The organism is Sporanaerobium hydrogeniformans (genome assembly GCF_002735925.1).
Classification (GTDB): domain Bacteria; phylum Bacillota; class Clostridia; order Lachnospirales; family Cellulosilyticaceae; genus Sporanaerobium; species Sporanaerobium hydrogeniformans.
This window is the reverse complement of sequence record NZ_PEDL01000006.1, coordinates 98,102-118,066: the sequence shown is the minus strand read 5'-3', so window position 1 is coordinate 118,066 and position 19,965 is coordinate 98,102. Positions and strand designations below refer to the sequence as shown.

The following is a 19,965-nucleotide window of genomic DNA, read 5'->3' as shown; positions in this document are numbered from 1 at the left end:
TTATTAAAGGGGCAGGTTCACCTGCCCCTTTAATAAAAAGAAAGGAGACCGAATGAAAACCACAGCCAAAGCTTCATTTGCAAAGGATCGCTATATTGGATTAGTTTATGTGGCACCATGGATATTTGGATTTTTAGTGTTTACACTTTATCCTATACTTGCTTCATTTTTCTTAAGTTTTACAGAATATGACTTAATGAGTGCACCTACTTGGGTGGGACTTCAGAATTTTAAGGAATTATTTAAAGATAAAGAGTTTATAAAGGCTTTAACAGTTACAGCTCAATATGTTATTTTTGAGGTTCCTCTCAAATTAGCCTTTTCATTATTTGTTGCCTTTATATTAAATATGAATTTAAAGGGAATTAACTTCTTTCGAACAGCCTATTATATTCCTTCTATTTTAGGTTCCAATGTGGCTATTGCGATTTTATGGAAGTTCATATTTTCCACAGATGGTCTTGTCAATCAGGTATTAAAGGTTATAAATATTGCACCTATCAGTTGGTTTGGGCAAGCTACACCTGCTATGTTTACTATTGTTTTACTACGTGTATGGGAGTTTGGGTCAACTATGGTTATATTCTTAGCAGCTCTTAAGGAAGTACCGGCAGAGCTCTATGAAGCAGCAGAGGTAGATGGTTCTAATAAGTTTCTTAACTTCTGCACAATTACTATGCCAATGATTACCCCCGTCTTTTTCTTTAACTTTGTTATGCAGCTAATCCATGCATTCCAAGAGTTTAATGCACCTTATCTCGTAACAAATGGTGGACCTATGAAAGGAACTTATTTACTTCCTATGCTTATTTATGACAATACTTTTAAATTTTACGAGATGGGTTATGCAAGTGCCATGTCATGGGTGCTTTTTGTGATTATTATGATTTTTACAGCTATTACCTTCAAAAGTTCTAAGTACTGGGTATTCTATAATGATAATGGAGGTGAGGAATAATGTCACACACTACTTTAGAGCAAGCAGAATATGAAAGACAACGTAAAAGGCAAATGAAAAAGACAACCAAGTTAATGCTGCTTTATGGCATACTCATTTTTGTTGCCATTATTATGCTTTATCCTATTATTTGGTTAGTGGGAGCATCTTTTAAAAGTAATGCTGATATTTTCTCATCGATTTGGTTTATGCCAAAGGAATTTGATTTTGCACCTTACGTACAGGGCTGGAAAACAGGTACAGAGTATACGATGGGGCACTATTTTATGAATACATTTAAAATTGTAGTACCTAAGGTTGTTTTTGTAGTTATTTCGGTAACCATTACTGCTTATGGATTTGCACGTTTTGACTTCCCAGGCAAGAAGTTTTGGTTTTCAATCTTAATCGGTACCCTACTATTACCTAATATTATTCTTAGAATTCCAAGCTATATGATGTGGAAAACCTTTGGCATGCTGGATACGTATGCACCACTGGTGCTCCCTTCTTTATTTGGAGTAGACGTCTTTTTTGTATTTATGCTTATTCAGTTTTTTAGAGGAATTCCTAAAGATTTAGATGAGTCTGCTAAGATTGATGGTTGTAATTCTTTACAAACACTTATTTTTATTTTAATGCCTGTATTAAAGCCAGCCATTATTTCATGTGCACTTTTTACATTTATGTGGACAATGAATGACTTTATGGGACCATTAATCTTTATTTCATCCGTAGAAAAGTATCCATTAACCATTGCACTTAAAATGTCTATGGATGCTACAGGTGGAGCATTTGACTGGAATAAAATTATAGCTATGTCTTTAGTTGGGCTATTACCATCTATCGTGGTATTCTTCTCAGCACAAAAATATTTTATAGAAGGGATATCAACGAGTGGTATCAAAGGTTAGGAGGAGATTGCAATTTTAAATTGTCAAGTCATTCATAAAACCTCCACCACTATTACACTTGAATTACAAAATAAAGCCTGCTATTTTGCGGAGCCAGCTTATTTACTTTATGTCAACGAACACTTTATCAAAAAAGTAGATAAAAATATAGTGACAATAAGTGGCCTTAGGCCCCATACGCTGTATACCATTCGACTTACGTCTGAAACAGAACATAAGGAATGGGTACAACAGATTGAAACAACTTATGAAACAGCAGTGCTTAATGTGCGTGATTTTGGAGCAATAGGTGATGGAGAACATTTAGATACACAAGCAATACAAGCAGCTATTGCTGCAGCACCATTAGGTGCACGGATCGTACTACCTCCTGGTGTTTATAAAAGCACACCTATTTTCCTTAAAAGTCATATAACCCTTGAGTTAGAGGAAGGAGCAATTTTACTAGGAGATACAAGAAGGGAAGCCTATAGTATTTTACCAGGCGTCGTTGAGAAAGAAAAAGAGGATTACTATCTTGGTTTTTGGGAGGGAGAACCTGTTGCTTGTTATGCAAGCTTGGTTACAGGTATTTGTATACAGGACGTAAAAATTATTGGGAAAGGTATAATAGATGGGAATGCACAAAATAGTGATTGGTGGGTAGATGCTAAGGTCAAAAGGGGGGCATGGCGACCACGAACCATTTACTTGGTAGATTGCACAGCAGTAACGATTGAGGGCATAACCATTCAGAATTCGCCTTCTTGGACGATACATCCTATAAGATGTAAAGATATGCAGTTCATTAATCTTTCTCTTATAAACCCTAAGGATTCACCTAATACAGATGGAATTAATCCAGAATCAAGCTCAGATATTGAAATAGTTGGTGTAAGATTTTCCCTGGGTGATGATTGTGTAGCTATAAAATCAGGTAAATATACCTTACCCCCTGAAAGAAGATTAGCTAGTAAAAAAATTACTATTCGTAATTGCTTTATGGAGTTTGGACATGGAGCCGTAGTTATAGGTAGTGAAATGTCAGGAGGAGTGAAGCAAGTAAAGGTAGAACGCTGTCTATTTAAAAATACAGATAGGGGTATTCGAATAAAAACGAGACGAGGAAGAGGGAGTACAGCTATTATTGATGATATAGTTGTTAAGAATATAAAGATGGATGGTGTACTAACACCCTTTACCATCAATGCTTTTTATTTTTGTGATTCAGATGGTAAGACAGAATATGTTTGGAGTAAAGAGAAATTACCTAGAGATGAGCGTACACCTGTTATAGGAAAGCTTTCCTTTGAAAATATTGAGTGTATCAATGTGCAAGTTTGTGCAGGATTCATCTATGGCTTACCAGAAGAAAAGATTCAATCTCTCACCTTTAAAAACATATCTGTTACATTTAAAGAGGATGCAGTGCCAGATTATCCTGAAATGCTGAGCTTTCAAGAAAAAATAGCTAGGACAGGGTTTGTATTTAGAAACATTATAAAGCTTTCACTTGAGCAGGTAAGCGTAGCTAAGCAGCTAGGAAATCCTTTTCTAGTGGAAGAAGTAGAGACATATAATTATAAGTAAAAAAACAAAAAGATAATTTAAAACAAGGGATTGCTATGAGTTGCAATAATGGAATAGGTAAAGTTTCTAAAAGCAAAGGTACCTTTCTAACATTTAAAATGTTGGGAAGGTACCTTTGTTTTTAGACTAAGTTAGCCAAGGCTGCCAGTTATCTGTCCCTTTAAGAACAGCTTCACGAGAAAAGGAAGACTTATCAGATGCGCACAAAGAGTGAGACCAACTTACACGCTGAATAGGAGCTGAAGTACGTGTACCTATTTCACCAAAGAAAGTAGTGCTGTGACTATCTGTCTTATCCCAATCGTGCCAGCCCTCTTTTATAATATGGTCTCCCATTTGACAGTCAATAAAAACTGTTTTTGCATAATGACGCCAAGGTCTACCGAGGTAAACGGATGCTTTAGGACAGTTACTTGTAAGGTTGCAAGTTTCAAAAATAAAACCGTACTTTTGTGCTTCAGGAGTAGAAGCAGCTGTAATGTAACCGTTAATTTCTTGATGAAGATTGTTGGAAAAAATTTCACAATCCTTAAAGAAGGCTGTAGCTGATCCAAAAATAAAGTCGATATCTCCTCGGATAAAGCAGCTTTCATAATAATGTCTTCCATTTATGCGAGGAGCCTGTTCACGAGGACCTCTAAAGGAACCTGCTTCAATAGGGGCGGGAGGCAAAGGACCTAAAAAAAGTGTATCCTGATTGGCAAGGAGCCTGCAATTTTTAAAATGAATACGGTCTCCATCAGCATAAACAGCTAGAGCTTGTCCTACTTTTTTGCCAGGGCCTGCTGTGTTTTGAATAGTGAGATTGTAAGCAGTAAAGTCATGAGTTCCTACGAAAAAGCTGTAGGAGTTAAAGGTCCCATATGTTGTTCCGTTGGGAAAGGTCTTTAAGGCATAATCGTCATAAGTAAGGATAGTGGTTTCAGGATTTTCACCTATCAGTGTTAAAAAAGGAATTTCAATATGTATTTTTTCTTTGTAAATGCCTGGCCTAATAAAAATATGAATAGGTGTGGTATTTTCTTTAGAAAGGCTATTGAGAGCGGCTTGAAGTGAAAGAAAATCACCAGAACCATCTTGGGCAACAATCATTGTTTTACCTCCAATCGTTTCAAAATTCATGTAGTTTTTTAGAGAGTTCTATATAAAGATTATAGCGCTAAAACACTAGAATTAGCAAATTTAACAGCCTAGTTTGATGAGATTATAACAAAATATGTAGAAATATAGGTAAAGATAGCAAATATTAGTATGGTAATTCATATGAAAATTAGATATTATCTATAGTGAACAACTTAAATCACTTAAAAATTTACTTTTTTGCTAAAAAATGTATTGTATAAGTTTTAACTAAAAAGTAAGGCTAAGTGTAAAAGTGCTAAAAACAGTAATACAATTATTTTACATATCTAGGAGGATATATCATGAAAAAAGCATTAGCAATGTCACTTGCAACATGTCTATTAGCAACTTCTATGGTAGGGTGTGGAGGCAAAAATGATGCTACAACACAAAAACCAGTAGAAGGAACAACTGAAGGAAGTTCTACTGGTGATAAGGTAGAGCTTAGAATTTCTTGGTGGGGCGGAGATGACCGTCACACAGCTACTTTAGAAGCTATTAAAAAGTTCGAAGAGCTACATCCTAACATTACTGTAAAGTCAGAGTATGGTGGCTGGGATGGTCACGCCGAAAAAATTAACACACAAATGGCGGGTGGTACAGCAACAGATGTCATTCAAATTAACTATGACTGGTTAAGTCGCTTATCAAAGGATGGTAAAGGTTTCTATGACCTTGAATCTTTATCGGATACACTTTCACTTGAAAACTACGGAGATACAGAGCTTGCTTTTGGTAGAAGAGAAGGGATTTTAAATGCTATCCCAGTATCTACAACAGGAAGAAGTGCTTATTATAATAAAACAACCTTTGATAAGTTCGGTGCAGAAATACCAAAAACTTGGGAGGATTTATTAGCTTCAGCTGAGAAATTCTCAGAAGAAGGTTACTATCCATTTGACCTTGACAATGGAAGTGGATTTACAACTTGGTATTTAGCAACTGTTTATATGCAACAAAAAACAGGAAGAAATTTCATTAATGAGGATGGAACACTTGGCTTTACCGTTGAAGACATCAAAGAAGGTTTAGACTTCTATAAGGAATTAGAAAACAAGGGAGTTGTAAGAAGCGTTGAGGCAAGAGCTAATGAAGCAGGAAACACAGCTCTTTATCAAACACCAAGCTGGATTGATGGTAAAGTAGCAGGTGTACTGGAATGGAGTAGTTCAATTGGTAAATATGAAGCCGTTTTAAAAGAAAAAGGTCAAGAACTTGTACTTGGTGAGCTACCTATGCTTGCAGATGCAAAAATGACAGGCTGGTTTATGAAGCCTTCACTTATGTTTGCAATCAATAAAGATACAAAGCATCCAAAAGAAGCAGCAATGCTTTTAGAATTCTTATTAAATGATCCAGAAGCAGCAGTTATTTTAGGAACCTCTAGAGGTATTCCATCAAGTAAGGCAGCTAAAGAAGCCCTTCAAGCAGCTGGTCAATTAGATGGTATTGCTTTTGAAGGAACAAAACAAATTGAAAGCAGTAACCCAACTCTTATCAGTCCATTCATGGAAAATGCAAAAATGAAAGAAATATATGCAGCAGCTATTGAACAAGTTTCTTATAATTTAGGAACAACTGATGAAATTGCAGCTCAAATGCATGCAGATTTAACGAAACAATTAGCATCACTTACAAAATAATAACTTGCTATTTATGGGGCTAAGCGTTTAGCCCCATAAGTAACTAGAAGGGAGATACAATGAAAAAGACACGAAAGGCATCTTTCTCAAAAGATCGCTACATAGGACTTCTTTACATTGCACCGTGGCTTATTGGATTTCTAGTGTTTACACTTTATCCGATTGTTGCTTCATTTTATTTAAGTTTTACAGAGTATGACCTACTTAGTGCACCAACATGGGTGGGGCTTCAAAATTTTAAAGAGTTATTTAAAGATAAAGAATTTATAAAGGCTTTAACAGTAACGGCAAAATACGTTATATTTGAGGTACCCCTTAAACTTGCTTTCTCATTATTTATTGCCTTTATATTAAATATGAATTTAAAAGGAATCAATTTCTTTAGAACAGCCTACTATATTCCTTCTATTCTTGGATCAAACGTAGCTATTGCCATTTTATGGAAATTTATATTCTCTACAGATGGTCTTGTAAACCAAGTACTTGGCGTACTTCATATGAACCCCATAAGTTGGTTTGGCCAAGCAAATCCGGCAATGTTTACTATTATTTTACTACGTGTATGGGAATTCGGTTCAACAATGGTTATTTTCTTAGCAGCCCTTAAAGAAGTTCCAGGCGAGCTTTATGAAGCAGCAGAAGTAGATGGTTCAAGTAAATTGCGTAATTTCTTTACCATTACACTTCCAATGATTACACCTGTACTTTTCTTTAATTTCGTTATGCAACTTGTACACGCCTTCCAAGAATTCAATGCACCATACCTTGTAACAAATGGTGGGCCAATGAAAGGTACATACCTTTTACCAATGCTTATTTATGATAACACATTTAAATACTACAACATGGGTTATGCAAGTGCCATGTCATGGATTTTATTTATTATCATTATGGCCTTTACAATGATAACCTTTAGAAGCTCTAAATATTGGGTATTCTACAATGATAATGGAGGTGAAGAATAGTGAGTGAACAAGCACTTCAGCAGGCAGAATATGCAAGACAACGCAAAAGACAACTTAAAAAAGCAACCAAAATGACACTACTTTACGGGGTTCTTATTCTCGTTGCAATTATTATGCTTTACCCTATTCTTTGGCTTATTGGTGCTTCTTTCAAAAGCAATGCCGATATTTTTTCATCTGTTTGGTTTATGCCAAAGGAATTTGACTTTACACCTTATATACAAGGATGGAAAACAGGTACAGAATATACAATGGGTCACTACTTCTTAAATACTTTTAAAATTGTTATTCCAAAAGTTATTTTCGTAGTTATTTCTGTTACTCTTACAGCTTATGGTTTTGCACGTTTTAATTTTCCAGGTAAAAAGCTTTTCTTTTCTCTGGTTATTGCAACACTTTTATTACCAAACATTATTCTTAGGATTCCAAGTTACATGATGTGGAAAACCTTTGGAATGCTAGATACTTATGCACCTCTTGTGCTTCCTTCTTTATTTGCAACAGATGTATTCTTTGTATTTATGCTCATCCAATTCTTTAGAGGAATACCGAAAGACCTAGATGAGTCAGCTAAAATTGATGGTTGTAACTCTCTTCAAACATTGATCTTTATTTTAATGCCTGTATTAAAACCAGCTATTATTTCATGTGCACTCTTTACTTTTATGTGGACAATGAATGACTTTATGGGACCATTGATCTTTATTTCTTCTGTAGAAAAATATCCATTAACTATTGCTCTTAAAATGTCTATGGATGCAACAGGAGGAGCCTTTGACTGGAATAAGATTATTGCTATGTCACTTGTTGGATTACTTCCATCGATTGTTGTATTTTTCTCTGCTCAAAGATACTTTATTGAGGGAATATCTACAAGTGGTATCAAAGGTTAGGAGGCTAATAGATGTCTTTTAAACTGATACATAAAACAGCTACTAGTCTTACTCTAGAACTAGAAGGTACAGGATGCTACTATCCTGAGAAGAATTACCTACTCTATGTAAATGGTGTACTAAAAGAGCAAGTAAAGACTAATTGCTTTACTATTCATAAGCTTCTACCGGCTAGTGCGGTAGAAGTTAAATGGGTAAGTGAGGACAGGACAGAGGAATGTTGTGAAGTTTTTTATACAGAAGAAGAAACAGCTGTTTTAAATGTAAAAGATTTTGGAGCAATAGGAGACGGAAAGCATTTAGATACAGTAGCGCTTCAAGCAGCTATTATGGCTGCACCTAAAGGCGCGAGAGTTGTACTCCCTAAGGGTATTTATAAATCAACCCCTCTCTTTCTTAAAAGTGATATGACTTTAGAATTAGAAGAAGGTGCTGTCCTTTTAGGTGAAGAAAAAAGAGAAAAATACCCTATTTTACCAGGGGTTTTAAAAAACACCACGGATGGAGAGGATTATTATCTTTCTTTTTGGGAAGGGACACCAGATGCTGCCTATGCTAGCCTGATTACAGGGATTGGTATACAGAACACAAAGATAGTGGGAGAAGGCATGATTGATGGAAATGGTAATCAAGGGGATTGGTGGATTGATGCAAAAGTGAAACGTACTGCATGGCGTCCTCGAACAATCAACTTAGTAGATTGTAAGGATATAGTCATTGAAGGTGTTAAAATTCAAAACTCACCTTCATGGACAGTTCATCCCATACGTTGCCAAAATATCCGTTTTATTAATTTAATCATAGAAAATCCTAAAGACTCACCGAATACAGATGGTATTGATCCTGAATCCTGTAAGAATGTAGAGATAATAGGTGTTCGTTTTTCTTTAGGTGATGACTGCATTGCCATTAAATCAGGTAAATATAGTATGCCAAGAGAAAAGCTCATACCTAGTGAGCGTATTATTATTAGAAACTGTCTTATGGAATTTGGACATGGTGCAGTAGTTGTGGGAAGTGAAATGTCTGGTGGCGTTAAGGACGTTCATGTGGAACGCTGTTTGTTTAGAAATACAGATAGAGGAGTCCGAGTAAAAACAAGGCGTGGACGAGGCAGCACAGCTATCATTGATCAGATTCATGTAGAGAATATTAAGATGGAAGGGGTTTTAACGCCTTTTACCATTAATGCTTTTTATTTTTGTGACCCAGATGGGAAAACGCCTTATGTTTGGGATAAGGCACCTTTGCCAAAGGATGAACGCACACCGTATATTGGTGAATTGACATTTAAAAATATTGTGTGTAGGGATACGGAGGTATGTGCAGGCTTTATCTATGGCCTCCCAGAAGAAAAGATAAAAAGTCTATGGTTTAAAAATGTATCTATAGATTTTAAGGAGGATGCCCAAGCAGATTATCCAGAGATGCTAAGCTTCCAAGAAAAAACCCTTAGGGCAGGCTTCCATTTTAAAAATGTGTGTAAGCTAAAACTAGAAAATGTAACCATAACTAACCAAATAGGAAATCCCCTAGAGCTAGAAGCTATAGAGGATTATTTAGTAGAATAATATTTTTTGTATTGTTGAGGTGATAAGCCTGTTACAAGCTTAAAGGTTCTACTGAAATGAGAGCTACTTGAGAAACCAACCTTTTCTGCAATATCAGCAATTTTAAAGGAGGAGTGTTCAAGTAGTTCTTTTGCTTGTCTGATACGTAAACTATTGATATACTCTACAATAGACAAGTTGGTTGATTTTTTAAAGATTTTACTAAGGTAAAAGGGGCTAATATAAAACTTCTCAGCGATAGAGGTGAGTGTAAGCTCTTCACTATAATGCTGACTAATATACTTTAAGATTTTATCTACTTTATTGTTAACAATTTGATGGGATTGGTACTCCTTTTGTTCTAATTCAGTAATATATTCTTTAATCATCATTAAGAGCTCTGATAAAAGAAGTGCTAATAGAACTTTGTTGTTTTCAGGGTTTTCAGATCCTACTTCTACTAATCGATTTAAAATATTTTCTATAATAAGTTTATATTTAAAGGAAAGAGGAAGGACTGTAAATTTGGTTTCGAAGATAGAAGTTAAATGAAGCTCCTTAAGCTGGGTTGAAAAATCCTCTATAAAACTTTTACTAAAATTGAGAACGATACGACTGTGGGGCGCATCTCCTATATTAGCTGTTTTATGAACAGCATCGGCGTCTATTAGCACCAAATTACCTGCATTTACCAGATAGATGGAGTCATCAATAAAATATTTCCGAGAACCTTCTAAGAGATAATAAATTTCATATTTTTTATGCATATGAAAAAAGTCCATATTGTAAACGTTTCTTTTTTGAGTTTTTTCGATAAAAAAATCGTAATGGGGCGCAAAGACAGCTTGCTTTACCATAAAAACCTCCTTAGTGAGAATACTGTTTGATGTAATCAGTTAGGATAAACAATAAACTTGTAAATAGACAAAATTTATTTGTATAAATTATACCATTTTTTTAGATGAACTTCAATTTATAATCTATTATTTGTGAAGATAGTGTGAAAAATTGAAGAAAAAACAGTATAAAGAAGGGGGTATTGTGAAGGGAATCATAAAAGCATATAATGGAAAGAGTAGTAGATAAAGGTAAATAATAGACTAAACCATTAAAGATAAGGGCAAGGATATGAAATATATTGATTTAACATTGCAAGTAAAAAAGATAAATAAAATTTACAAGTGGGCAGAGTTACAGCCGAAAAAAGAAAGTGTAATGGGACATGTAGGTACCCATATGGATGTTTATGAAATGAAACAGATCCCTCTTGAATATATGCAAAGGAGAGGAATTCTATTTGATGTAAGTACTATAAGAAATCGTGAAATTACCAGTGAAGATATTGATATAGATTATATTAAACCAGGAGATTTTGTACTTTTTCGAACAGGGCTTATTGAGCGTTTTCCCTATGGAAGCAACAATTATTTTAAAGAAGGAGTAAATTTTTCATGGGAATTAATAGATGAATTAATACAGGAAGGAATTGCCTTTATAGGACTTGACGCACCAGACCTTCGTAAGGGGAAAGAGCATATAGAAGCAGATAGGCGTTGTGAGAAGCAAGGAGTTTATGTTATAGAGAACCTGCAGCATTTAGGAGAGATAGACACCAATAAACCTTGTAAAATGTTAACCATGTGGTTTGAAGATTTAGAGGCAACAGGACTAAAGTGTAGGGTCATTGCTACTCAGCCTAGAGAATAGTAAGATTATAGAAATAATACCTTAAAGAAATGAAAGCAGTATAAATGAGATAAATATAAGTTATAAAGTTTATAAATAGTAAATAGCTAAAAAATTATAACACTTTTAAGATAAGGATGTTATAATGTGGATAAATAGCAAAGGCGCTATAGACGAACAGTCTATAGCGCCTTTTTTGTTTTGAAAAGCTAGAGTGTACTTAATTTATGACTAAAGAGGGGGCAGTAGAGGAGTAAAAGAGAAAATTGATTTTATATGAGGAGGAATGAGTATGTATTCATCAGTAAGTGTAATTTGGGTATTAGTAGCAGCAGCATTGGTATTTTTTATGCAAGCAGGATTTGCTATGGTTGAGACGGGATTTACAAGAGCAAAAAATGCAGGAAATATTATTATGAAAAATTTAATGGATTTTGCCATTGGGACACCTATTTATTGGCTATTTGGTTTTGGGTTAATGTTTGCAGGAAGTAGTGCACTAGTAGGAGGCATTGACTTGTTTAGCACAGGAGATTATGCATCTATTTTGCCAGCAGGTATTCCTAAATATGTATTTTTTATATTTCAAACTGTTTTTTGTGCCACAGCAGCAACCATAGTATCTGGAGCTATGGCAGAACGAACAAAGTTTATTTCATACTGTATTTACAGTGCAATCATTAGTGCAGTTATTTATCCTATATCTGGCCATTGGATTTGGGGAGGAGGCTGGCTTTCACAGTTAGGCTTCCATGATTTTGCAGGCTCTACCGCTGTTCATATGGTAGGAGGTGTGGCAGCACTTGTTGGAGCTAAGATACTAGGTCCACGAATTGGTAAATACTCTAAGGATGGTACAGCTAAAGCCATACCAGGTCATAGCATTACTCTTGGTGCATTAGGAGTTTTTATCCTTTGGTTCTGTTGGTTTGGGTTTAATGGAGGTTCTACGGTCTGTGCAGAGGGAGATGATGTACTTGTTGCAATGGGGTCTATTTTTACAACCACTAACTTAGCAGCAGCAGTGGCAACTGTAACGACTATGATTATTACTTGGGTACGTTATAAAAAACCCGATGTATCTATGACTTTAAATGGCTCTCTAGCAGGTCTTGTAGCGATTACAGCAGGCTGTGATGTAGTAGATCCTATAGGGGCATTCTTTATTGGTATATGTGCAGGTTTCGTTGTGGTTTTTGGTATTGAATTTATTGATAAGGTTTTAAAGATAGATGACCCTGTTGGTGCAATTGGCGTACATGGACTATGTGGTGCAACAGGAACTATTTTAACAGGACTTTTCTCTACTTCACAGGGGCTCTTTTATGGATATGGTGCAAGCTTTCTAGGTATTCAAGTATTAGGTGTTGTAGCAGTCTTTTTATGGGTAGCTATTACAATGACACTTGTTTTTATGATTTTGAAGAATACAGTTGGGTTACGTGTTACACGGGAAGAGGAAATCAGTGGTCTAGATTTACCAGAGCATGGTCTAGTAAGTGCTTATGCAGATTTCTACACAATGAGTAATAGGGTGGTAGGAGAAGTAGCAGCGACTATAGAATCAAGTAAAGTAAGTATAGAGAAGGCTGTACCAGTAGAACGTTTAAAACCACGTGAAGTAGGCTCAGATGTAAAAATGACACAAATTAGGATTATTACTAAGGAAAGTCAATTTGAAGCTTTAAAAGCAGCTATGAATACTATTGGTATTACAGGGATGACAGTTAATCATGTATTAGGTTGTGGTATGCAAAAGGGAGCTACAGAATATTATCGTGGTGTGCCTTTAGAAATTAATTTACTTCCTAAAATTCAAGTAGATATAGTGGTTTGTAAGATTCCAGTAAGTACCGTTGTGGAAGAGGCAAAGCGTATACTTTATACGGGTCATATAGGAGATGGTAAGATTTTTGTTTATGATGTAGAAAATGTTATTAAGGTGCGAACTGGAGAAGAAGGTTATGATGCTCTTCAAGATGTGGAGTAGATAAAAAATAAGTTAACTTTATAAATCTGAAGCCAGAAGAATAGTTATTCTTCTGGTTTTTATGTATAATAAGATAAAAGAAATAGAATAAAGGTTTTTAGAAGAACTTAATGGGAAATACTATAGACTAAAAGAAATAGAGAAGCTAGGAGATAAAAATGAAGATAGATAGCTTGATATTTGATTTGGATGGTACGCTATGGGACTCAGTTGATGGTATAGTGGTAGCATGGAATGCAGCGATCAAGAAATTTCCAGAAGTACAATTAGAGTTAACAAGAGAGAGAGTAATGGCGGTAATGGGAACACAGCTTCCTGAGATTGCTCGTCAATTTTTTAAAGACGTGGATGAGGAGAAACGTCAAGAGCTTATGAGGATATGTAGTAAAGAAGAATGCCATTATATGAAGGAACATGGAGGTGTGCTTTACGATGATTTAGAAGAAACTTTAAGTCAACTTGCTAAAAGCTATAAGCTATGTATTGTAAGTAACTGTCAGTGTGGGTATATTGAGAGCTTTTTAGACTATCATAAGCTAAGACACTACTTTATAGATATTCAAGATGCAGAGAGTACAGGGCTTACTAAGGCTGAGAATATCAAAAAAGTAATCGCACGCAATCATCTAAAGGCACCTGTATATATAGGGGATACACTTAAGGATCAGGAAAGTGCTAAAGAAGCAGGTATTCCTTTTGTATATGCAAGCTATGGTTTTGGAGAAGTGAAAACCTACGATTATAAAATAAACAGCTTTAAGGAGCTCCTCAAATTATTTATGTAGGGGACGATTCCATATCGTCCTTTACATAAATAATTCACATCTACATGAGAATGGGAGGGAAATAAATGGAAAATAAAAAATTAAGTGAAATAAGGGAATTAGTAAGTAGCCTAGATCGTTTGCAAGAACGCTTAGGACGCTTAAGTCAGGAGTTAAGAGAGGCCAAGGAGGAGGAGCATGCCTTTTTACATAAGCTTGAAAAGGAAACAGAAGATGTAAAAAGCCTTCAAAAAGAAAGTTTTAGCACTTTACTTTTTAAGTTTATCAATAAATATGAGGATAAACTAGAAAAAGAGCAGCAAGAAATGCTAGAGGCTAAATGGGAATATGATAAAAGAGTACAACGTGTACAGGAGTTAAAAAAAGACAAAATAAAATTACAAGAGCGTATTGCCCTTTTAAAGACATATGAAAAAGAGTATCAAGAAGAACTAAAGAAGAGAGAAACCAAATTACTATTAAATAAAAATTCAGAGGCCTACTTAATCTATAAAAATTTTGAATTAAAAGAAGAAGAGTTAAGGTCTCAACTTTTTGAGATAAATGAAGCCATCTCAGCAGGATACAGGGCGCAACATACAGGAGAAACGGCAGAAGGGCTATTAGGTAGTGCTAGAAACTGGGCAACTTACGATGCTTTTACCAATGGAGGGCTTCTATCTCATATGGTGAAATATGACAAAATAGATAGTGCTCAAATAGAAATTAACCGTTTACAAGTTCAGCTTCAAAGCTTTATAAGAGAATTAGAAGATGTAAAGGATATTAATTTGCAGGGAGAGTTTGGAATAGATAATAGTACTAGAACGATTGATTTTTGGTTTGATAATATCTTTACAGATTTAAGAGTACGCAATAAAATTGACAGTGATAGTAAAAAGGTTTTAGAGAGTATTCATCACATTAAAAGGATTATAGATAAGCTATGTCAAAAAAGGAATACTATTGAATGGAACATTGCACAGCTTCAAGAGGAAAGACAAATGTTTCTTGCGGAGTATACAGGGGCATGAAGGAGAAAGAGGATAAGAAAATGGGTGTACATGAGGTTGAAAATTATTTTAAAGAAAGAGAAGTAAAAAAAGATATTATTTTTTTAGGTGAAAGTAGTGCTACTGTGCCTTTAGCGGCAAAAGCCCTAGGAGTAGAAGAAGCAAGGATTGCAAAAACACTTGCTTTCAATGGGAAAGATGAAAGCTTAGTTATTGTGGCAAGAGGAACAGCTAAAATTGATAATAGTAAATATAAAGCAGTCTTTGGAACAAAGGCTAAAATGATGAGTTTTGATGAAACTTTTGAAAAGACAGGGCACCCAGTAGGGGGTGTTTGTCCCTTTGGGCTTCCAAAGGATATAGCCATCTATTTAGATGAGAGTTTAAAGGAATATGAAAGTGTCTATCCTGCAGCTGGTGGTAATCATACAGCAGTAGAAATAACCATTTCTGAATTAGAAAACCTGACAGGTGGTAAATGGATAGATGTTTGTAAATAAAGTATTTAAAAGGAAAGGAAAAAAGTATGAAATGTATATCTTGGAATGTTAATGGCTTACGTGCATGCATCACCAAGGGCTTTTTAGATTATTTTAGAGAAAGTGATGCAGATTTTGTTTGCTTACAAGAAATCAAACTACAAGCAGGTCAGCTTGAACTAGAGCTTCCCGGCTATTTTCAATATTTTAATTATGCTGAGAAAAAGGGTTACTCTGGGACAGCTATTTTTAGCAAAAAAGAACCTCTTAAGGTGCAATATGGATTAGGGATCCCACATCATGATACAGAAGGGCGTATGATTACATTAGAATTTGAAGAATTTTATATAGTAACTGTCTATACTCCTAATTCACAAAGCGAACTTGCCCGTTTATCTTATCGTATGGAATGGGAAGAGGATTTTAGGGCTTATTTACAGCGGCTAGATGAAAAAAAGCCTGTTATCGTTTGTGGAGATCTTAATGTGGCACATCAGCCTATTGATTTGAAAAATCCAAAGAATAATGAGCAAAATGCAGGTTATAGCAAAGAAGAAAGAGAGCAGTTTGGGAAGTTACTAGAAGCAGGCTTTATTGATACCTTTCGCTATTTTTTCCCAGACCAAGAAGGAGCCTATAGTTGGTGGTCCTATCGTTTTAAAGCTAGGGCCAATAATGCAGGGTGGCGTATTGACTACTTCCTTGTTTCTAAACGCTTAGAGAAGAAATTAAAAGGAGCAGAGATTCACTCTCATATACTCGGTTCAGATCACTGTCCAGTAGTACTTTTGATTGATTTAGAGTAAAATAAGAAGGTATTTGCTAGTAAGCAAAAGAATATATGAAGTGCTTGAAGTAAGCGCATATAGAGAAAGGATTAAAAAGATGAATTATAGAATGTTGCATACTTGTCTACGTGTTATGGATTTAGAAAAATCTATTCAGTTTTATAGGGAGGTATTGGGTCTTAAAGAAACAAGGCGTAAGGATTTTAAAGAACATGCGTTTACCCTTGTCTATTTATCTGATGACAAAGCGAGTTATGAATTAGAGCTTACGTATAACTATCATCCAGAAAAGCCTTATGAAATAGGAAATGGTTTTAGTCATATTGCTGTATCTGTAGATGATTTAGAGGCTTCTCATGCAGAGCTTAAAGCATTAGGGTATGAAGTAACTGATTTAAAAGGGTTACCTGGAGAAACGCCACGCTATTATTTTGTAACAGATCCAGATGGCTATAAAGTAGAAGTTATTCGCGCTTAATGAGGTAATGAAGCAGCAATAAAATAAGGATATAGAGTGTTAAGAGAGCCCTTAGATTTCTTCGTAAAAAGGAAGAGATCTAAGGGCTCTTTGTTATTTTTAGTAAATAACTTCAATCACATAACCTTCATTTTCTAAAGTGTGAATCACTTCTTGGATATGTTCATGACCATTGGTTTCTACAGTTACTTCAAGCGCTACATGTTTTAAACGATCTAAAGCTTTAAATTGATTATGGTCAAGCTTAACCACATTGGCACCTACTTTAGCTAGTATTTCTGCTATTTTAAAGAGTTGACCTGGAGTGTCTTTAAGTTTAACAGAGAAGCAGAAAAGACGCCCTCTTGAATAAAGTCCATGATTAAGAAGGGACGACATGGTGAGTACATCAATATTACCACCACTTATAACAGAAACCACTTTTTTGTTTTGTGCATTGAGCTTTTTAAGGGCAGCTACTGAAAGAGCTCCTGTAGCCTCTGCTACGAGCTTATGTTTTTCAACTAAAAGGAAGATAGCTTCAATTAAATCATGGTCACTTAAGGTAATAATACCGTCTACAAGGTGATGAATAATATCAAAGGTTAAGGTACCAGGTGTCCTTACAGCAGCACCATCTGCAATAGTATCCACAGAAGGAAGACTAACAATATTTCCAGAATCTAAGGAAAGCTTCATCGCTTGGGCACCTGTAGACTCAACACCGATAATTTGAATAGTAGGGTTTATTGCTTTAGCAGCAACAGCAATTCCACTGATAAGACCACCACCACCTATAGGGACAAGGATAATATCTGTATGAGGGAGCTCTTCTAGAATTTCAAGAGCAATAGTACCTTGTCCAGCCATCACATCCAAATCATCAAAAGGATGGATGAAGGTATAACCCTTTTCTTTTTCCAAACGACGCGCTTCGTCATAGGCTTCGTCATAAACATCGCCTGCAAGTACCACATTAGCACCTAGATTTTTAGTAGCTTGTACCTTGATAAGAGGTGTAGTCTTAGGCATGACAATAGTAACAGGAATACCAAGTGCTTGTCCGGAGAAGGCTACGCCTTGCGCATGATTTCCAGCAGAGGAGGCAATGAGTCCATGGTTTTTCTCCTCTTGTGAAAGCTTGCTAATTTTATTGAAGGCACCTCTTAATTTAAAGGCACCTGTTAACTGTAAATTCTCAGGTTTTAAATAAATTTCATTTTTAAATTCTTTACTTAGGTCACGACTACGAATAAGCTTGGTGTAAATACATGTATCTTTAATACGTTCTCTAGCGTCTAAAATATCTTGTAAGTTAAGTAAATCAAAGGGGTTAGACATAATTAATCTCCTCACTGGCAAATGATTAGTTTTTGTGTAAAAGTGAAAAATTTACTTATTTATTATAATCAATTAAGAAGATAAAAGTAAATATTAAAATGAATAATGAGCAAATTAAATAAGTTATATAAATATAAAAACAAGTATAAATCTGTTAAAACAAGAGATTTAGTGGATATAAGTAGTGTATAATAGAAAGGAAGTTAAAAGTTAAGGGCGAGTAGGTTATAAATAAAAAATATATAACGGAGAGGATTAAAATGAAGTTATCACAACTCACTAAATATCAAGATATTGTCATTCAGTGCCATGACAATCCAGATCCTGATACTATAGGGGCAGGCTATGCTTTATATAAATATTTTGAAGAACAGGGGAAAAGGGTAAGGCTTGTATATGGAGGACATTTAAAGATAACAAAACCTAATGTCTGTCTTATGGTGGAAAAGTTAGATATTCCACTTGAACATGTTCAAAATCTGGAGATTAAAGAATTACTTATAACTGTGGATTGTCAATATGGAGCGGGAAATGTAACACGGTTTGAAGCACCTTATGTTGTTGTAATTGATCATCATGAAGAGGAAAGTAGAGAATTTGATGCAAAAGAAATTAGGCAAGGGCTTGCAAGTACATGTACAGTAGTATGGCAAATGTTTGTAGAAGAAGGAATAGATATTAATAAATGGTATACGGTAGCGACAGCACTTTATTATGGATTATTTACAGACAGTGCAGGTTTTTCAGAAGTAAGGCACCCTTTTGATAAGGATATGCGAGATGAACTTCGAGTAGATGAAGCACTTATTCGCCAGCTAAAAAATGCTGTTTTAACGCTATCAGAGCTAGAAATTGCAGGTATGGCTCTTATTCGACATTCTTATAATGTTGCTAATAAGTTTGTAGTAGTTAAGGCGCAAGAGTGTGATCCTAATATACTTGGTTTTATAAGTGATTTAGCTATTCAAGTAGATAGCGTTAATGTATGTTTAGTGTATAATCAGACAATCCATGGTATTAAGTTTTCTGTAAGAAGCTGTGTGAAAGAAGTAATGGCCAATGAACTAGCTAATTATTTATGTGATGAAATGGGCTCTGGTGGGGGGAACTTGGATAAAGCAGGTGGCTTTATTAACAATAAGGAGTTTAATGAAAAAAATGCCCATCTTAATGCAGATGAATTTTTCTTAAGACGTCTTACTAACTATTATAAATCCTTTGAAGTAATTGATGCTATGGATACAATTATAGATGTAAGTACTTTTAAAACTTATAAAGGGGAGCCTGTTTGCACAGGGATGGTACCTTTGTGTGAAGTTTTTCCACTCAATACAACAGTTTGTGTTCGAACTATAGAAGGCGATATTGATTTAGAGATCACACCTAATCTTTATATGCTCATTGGATTAAGAGGTGAGATTCGCCCTATTACTAAAGAAAAGTTTGAAGAAAACTATGTAAGGTTAGATGAAGACTTAGATTTGGATTTTAGTTATTTTCCTAATGCACGTAATAAGCAGGGCAAAGTAACATTCCCTTTAAAAGAACATACTTATAAGTGTAGAACAAAGGGAGAGAGCTATGTTTTTGCGAAAGCACTTACAAAAGGTGCAAAACTCTTTACCTGGTGGGATAGACAGCGCTATATCTATGGTAAGCCAGGAGATTATTTGATTGTTATAAAGGATAACCTTAGAGATATTGATATTATTAATAAGGAAGTATTTGAAAAGCGTTATAAAATATACCTTGACAGGTGAGGTATATTTTATTATTATAGGCGTATAATACTTCATCACATGAGGTATCTGGTGATAGTATATAACTAAGTATTATACAAAGGAAAGAGAGGGG

18 protein-coding genes are annotated in these 19,965 nt (G+C 35.1%); 15 read left to right on the top strand and 3 right to left on the bottom strand.

The annotated features are described in order from the left end of the window. Positions 1–52 precede the first annotated feature (52 nt). From CS063_RS08080 to CS063_RS08070, 3 genes are all read left to right on the top strand, one after another. On the top strand, positions 53–958 hold the full coding sequence (locus CS063_RS08080; protein WP_099449189.1) for a carbohydrate ABC transporter permease: 906 nt from the start codon (positions 53–55) through the stop codon (positions 956–958). Further along, the gene (locus CS063_RS08075; protein WP_099449188.1) at positions 958–1,851 is read left to right on the top strand and encodes a carbohydrate ABC transporter permease; all 894 of its coding nucleotides are present in this window, start codon (positions 958–960) and stop codon (positions 1,849–1,851) included. The genes CS063_RS08080 and CS063_RS08075 overlap by 1 nt, the downstream gene beginning before the upstream one ends. A 150-nt stretch (positions 1,852–2,001) precedes the next feature. After that, positions 2,002–3,420: a glycoside hydrolase family 28 protein gene (locus CS063_RS08070; protein ID WP_308415460.1), complete on the top strand. Its 1,419-nt coding sequence runs from the start codon at positions 2,002–2,004 to the stop codon at positions 3,418–3,420. Between the two features lie 126 nt (positions 3,421–3,546). Here the strand turns inward: CS063_RS08070 and CS063_RS08065 are convergent, their stop codons facing one another. After that, entirely contained in the window at positions 3,547–4,512 is a 966-nt protein-coding gene (locus tag CS063_RS08065; RefSeq protein ID WP_099449186.1) for a pectinesterase family protein, read from the bottom strand. 332 nt (positions 4,513–4,844) lie between these two features. On the opposite strand from CS063_RS08065, the gene CS063_RS08060 reads away from it, so the two are divergent. The 4 genes from CS063_RS08060 to CS063_RS08045 all read left to right on the top strand — a co-directional run bounded on the left by CS063_RS08060 (position 4,845) and on the right by CS063_RS08045 (position 9,614). Beyond that, positions 4,845–6,185: an ABC transporter substrate-binding protein gene (locus tag CS063_RS08060; RefSeq protein ID WP_099449185.1), complete on the top strand. Its 1,341-nt coding sequence runs from the start codon at positions 4,845–4,847 to the stop codon at positions 6,183–6,185. Positions 6,186–6,244: 59 nt separating this feature from the next. After that, positions 6,245–7,150 (top strand): carbohydrate ABC transporter permease, encoded by a 906-nt coding sequence (locus CS063_RS08055; RefSeq protein ID WP_099449184.1) that lies wholly within the window; start codon positions 6,245–6,247, stop codon positions 7,148–7,150. 71 nt (positions 7,151–7,221) lie between these two features. Beyond that, on the top strand, positions 7,222–8,043 hold the full coding sequence (locus CS063_RS08050; protein WP_099449230.1) for a carbohydrate ABC transporter permease: 822 nt from the start codon (positions 7,222–7,224) through the stop codon (positions 8,041–8,043). A gap of 11 nt (positions 8,044–8,054) precedes the next feature. Then, entirely contained in the window at positions 8,055–9,614 is a 1,560-nt protein-coding gene (locus tag CS063_RS08045) for a glycoside hydrolase family 28 protein (protein ID WP_099449183.1), read from the top strand. On the opposite strand, the gene CS063_RS08040 is transcribed toward CS063_RS08045, so the two are convergent. After that, positions 9,599–10,450, bottom strand: coding sequence for an AraC family transcriptional regulator (locus tag CS063_RS08040; protein WP_099449182.1), 852 nt, complete (start codon positions 10,448–10,450; stop codon positions 9,599–9,601). The two genes, CS063_RS08045 and CS063_RS08040, sit on opposite strands and share 16 nt — an antisense overlap. A gap of 271 nt (positions 10,451–10,721) precedes the next feature. Here CS063_RS08040 and CS063_RS08035 point away from each other — a divergent pair, with 271 nt between their 5' ends. The 7 genes from CS063_RS08035 (at position 10,722) to gloA (ending at position 16,791) form a co-directional block, all read left to right on the top strand. Next, positions 10,722–11,300, top strand: coding sequence for a cyclase family protein (locus tag CS063_RS08035; RefSeq protein ID WP_099449181.1), 579 nt, complete (start codon positions 10,722–10,724; stop codon positions 11,298–11,300). Between the two features lie 265 nt (positions 11,301–11,565). Further along, entirely contained in the window at positions 11,566–13,269 is a 1,704-nt protein-coding gene (locus tag CS063_RS08030) for an ammonium transporter (RefSeq protein WP_180270731.1), read from the top strand. A 158-nt stretch (positions 13,270–13,427) separates the two neighbouring features. Continuing rightward, the gene (locus tag CS063_RS08025; protein ID WP_099449179.1) at positions 13,428–14,054 is read left to right on the top strand and encodes an HAD family hydrolase; all 627 of its coding nucleotides are present in this window, start codon (positions 13,428–13,430) and stop codon (positions 14,052–14,054) included. A gap of 65 nt (positions 14,055–14,119) precedes the next feature. Beyond that, a complete protein-coding gene (locus CS063_RS08020) occupies positions 14,120–15,067 on the top strand; it encodes a hypothetical protein (protein ID WP_099449178.1) in 948 nt (315 codons plus the stop codon). Next, positions 15,064–15,546 carry a YbaK/EbsC family protein gene (locus CS063_RS08015; protein ID WP_308415459.1) on the top strand — a complete coding sequence of 161 codons (483 nt, stop codon included), beginning with the start codon at positions 15,064–15,066 and terminating at the stop codon, positions 15,544–15,546. The genes CS063_RS08020 and CS063_RS08015 overlap by 4 nt, the downstream gene beginning before the upstream one ends. A 26-nt stretch (positions 15,547–15,572) precedes the next feature. Beyond that, positions 15,573–16,331 carry an exodeoxyribonuclease III gene (locus CS063_RS08010; RefSeq protein ID WP_099449177.1) on the top strand — a complete coding sequence of 253 codons (759 nt, stop codon included), beginning with the start codon at positions 15,573–15,575 and terminating at the stop codon, positions 16,329–16,331. Positions 16,332–16,410: 79 nt separating this feature from the next. Next, positions 16,411–16,791 (top strand): lactoylglutathione lyase, encoded by a 381-nt coding sequence (gloA, locus tag CS063_RS08005; RefSeq protein ID WP_099449228.1) that lies wholly within the window; start codon positions 16,411–16,413, stop codon positions 16,789–16,791. Between the two features lie 99 nt (positions 16,792–16,890). Here the strand turns inward: gloA and ilvA are convergent, their stop codons facing one another. After that, entirely contained in the window at positions 16,891–18,111 is a 1,221-nt protein-coding gene (gene ilvA, locus CS063_RS08000; protein ID WP_099449176.1) for a threonine ammonia-lyase, read from the bottom strand. Between the two features lie 260 nt (positions 18,112–18,371). Between ilvA and CS063_RS07995 the strand changes: the two genes are divergently transcribed. After that, the gene (locus tag CS063_RS07995) at positions 18,372–19,871 is read left to right on the top strand and encodes a DHH family phosphoesterase (RefSeq protein WP_099449175.1); all 1,500 of its coding nucleotides are present in this window, start codon (positions 18,372–18,374) and stop codon (positions 19,869–19,871) included. Positions 19,872–19,965: the final 94 nt, after the last annotated feature.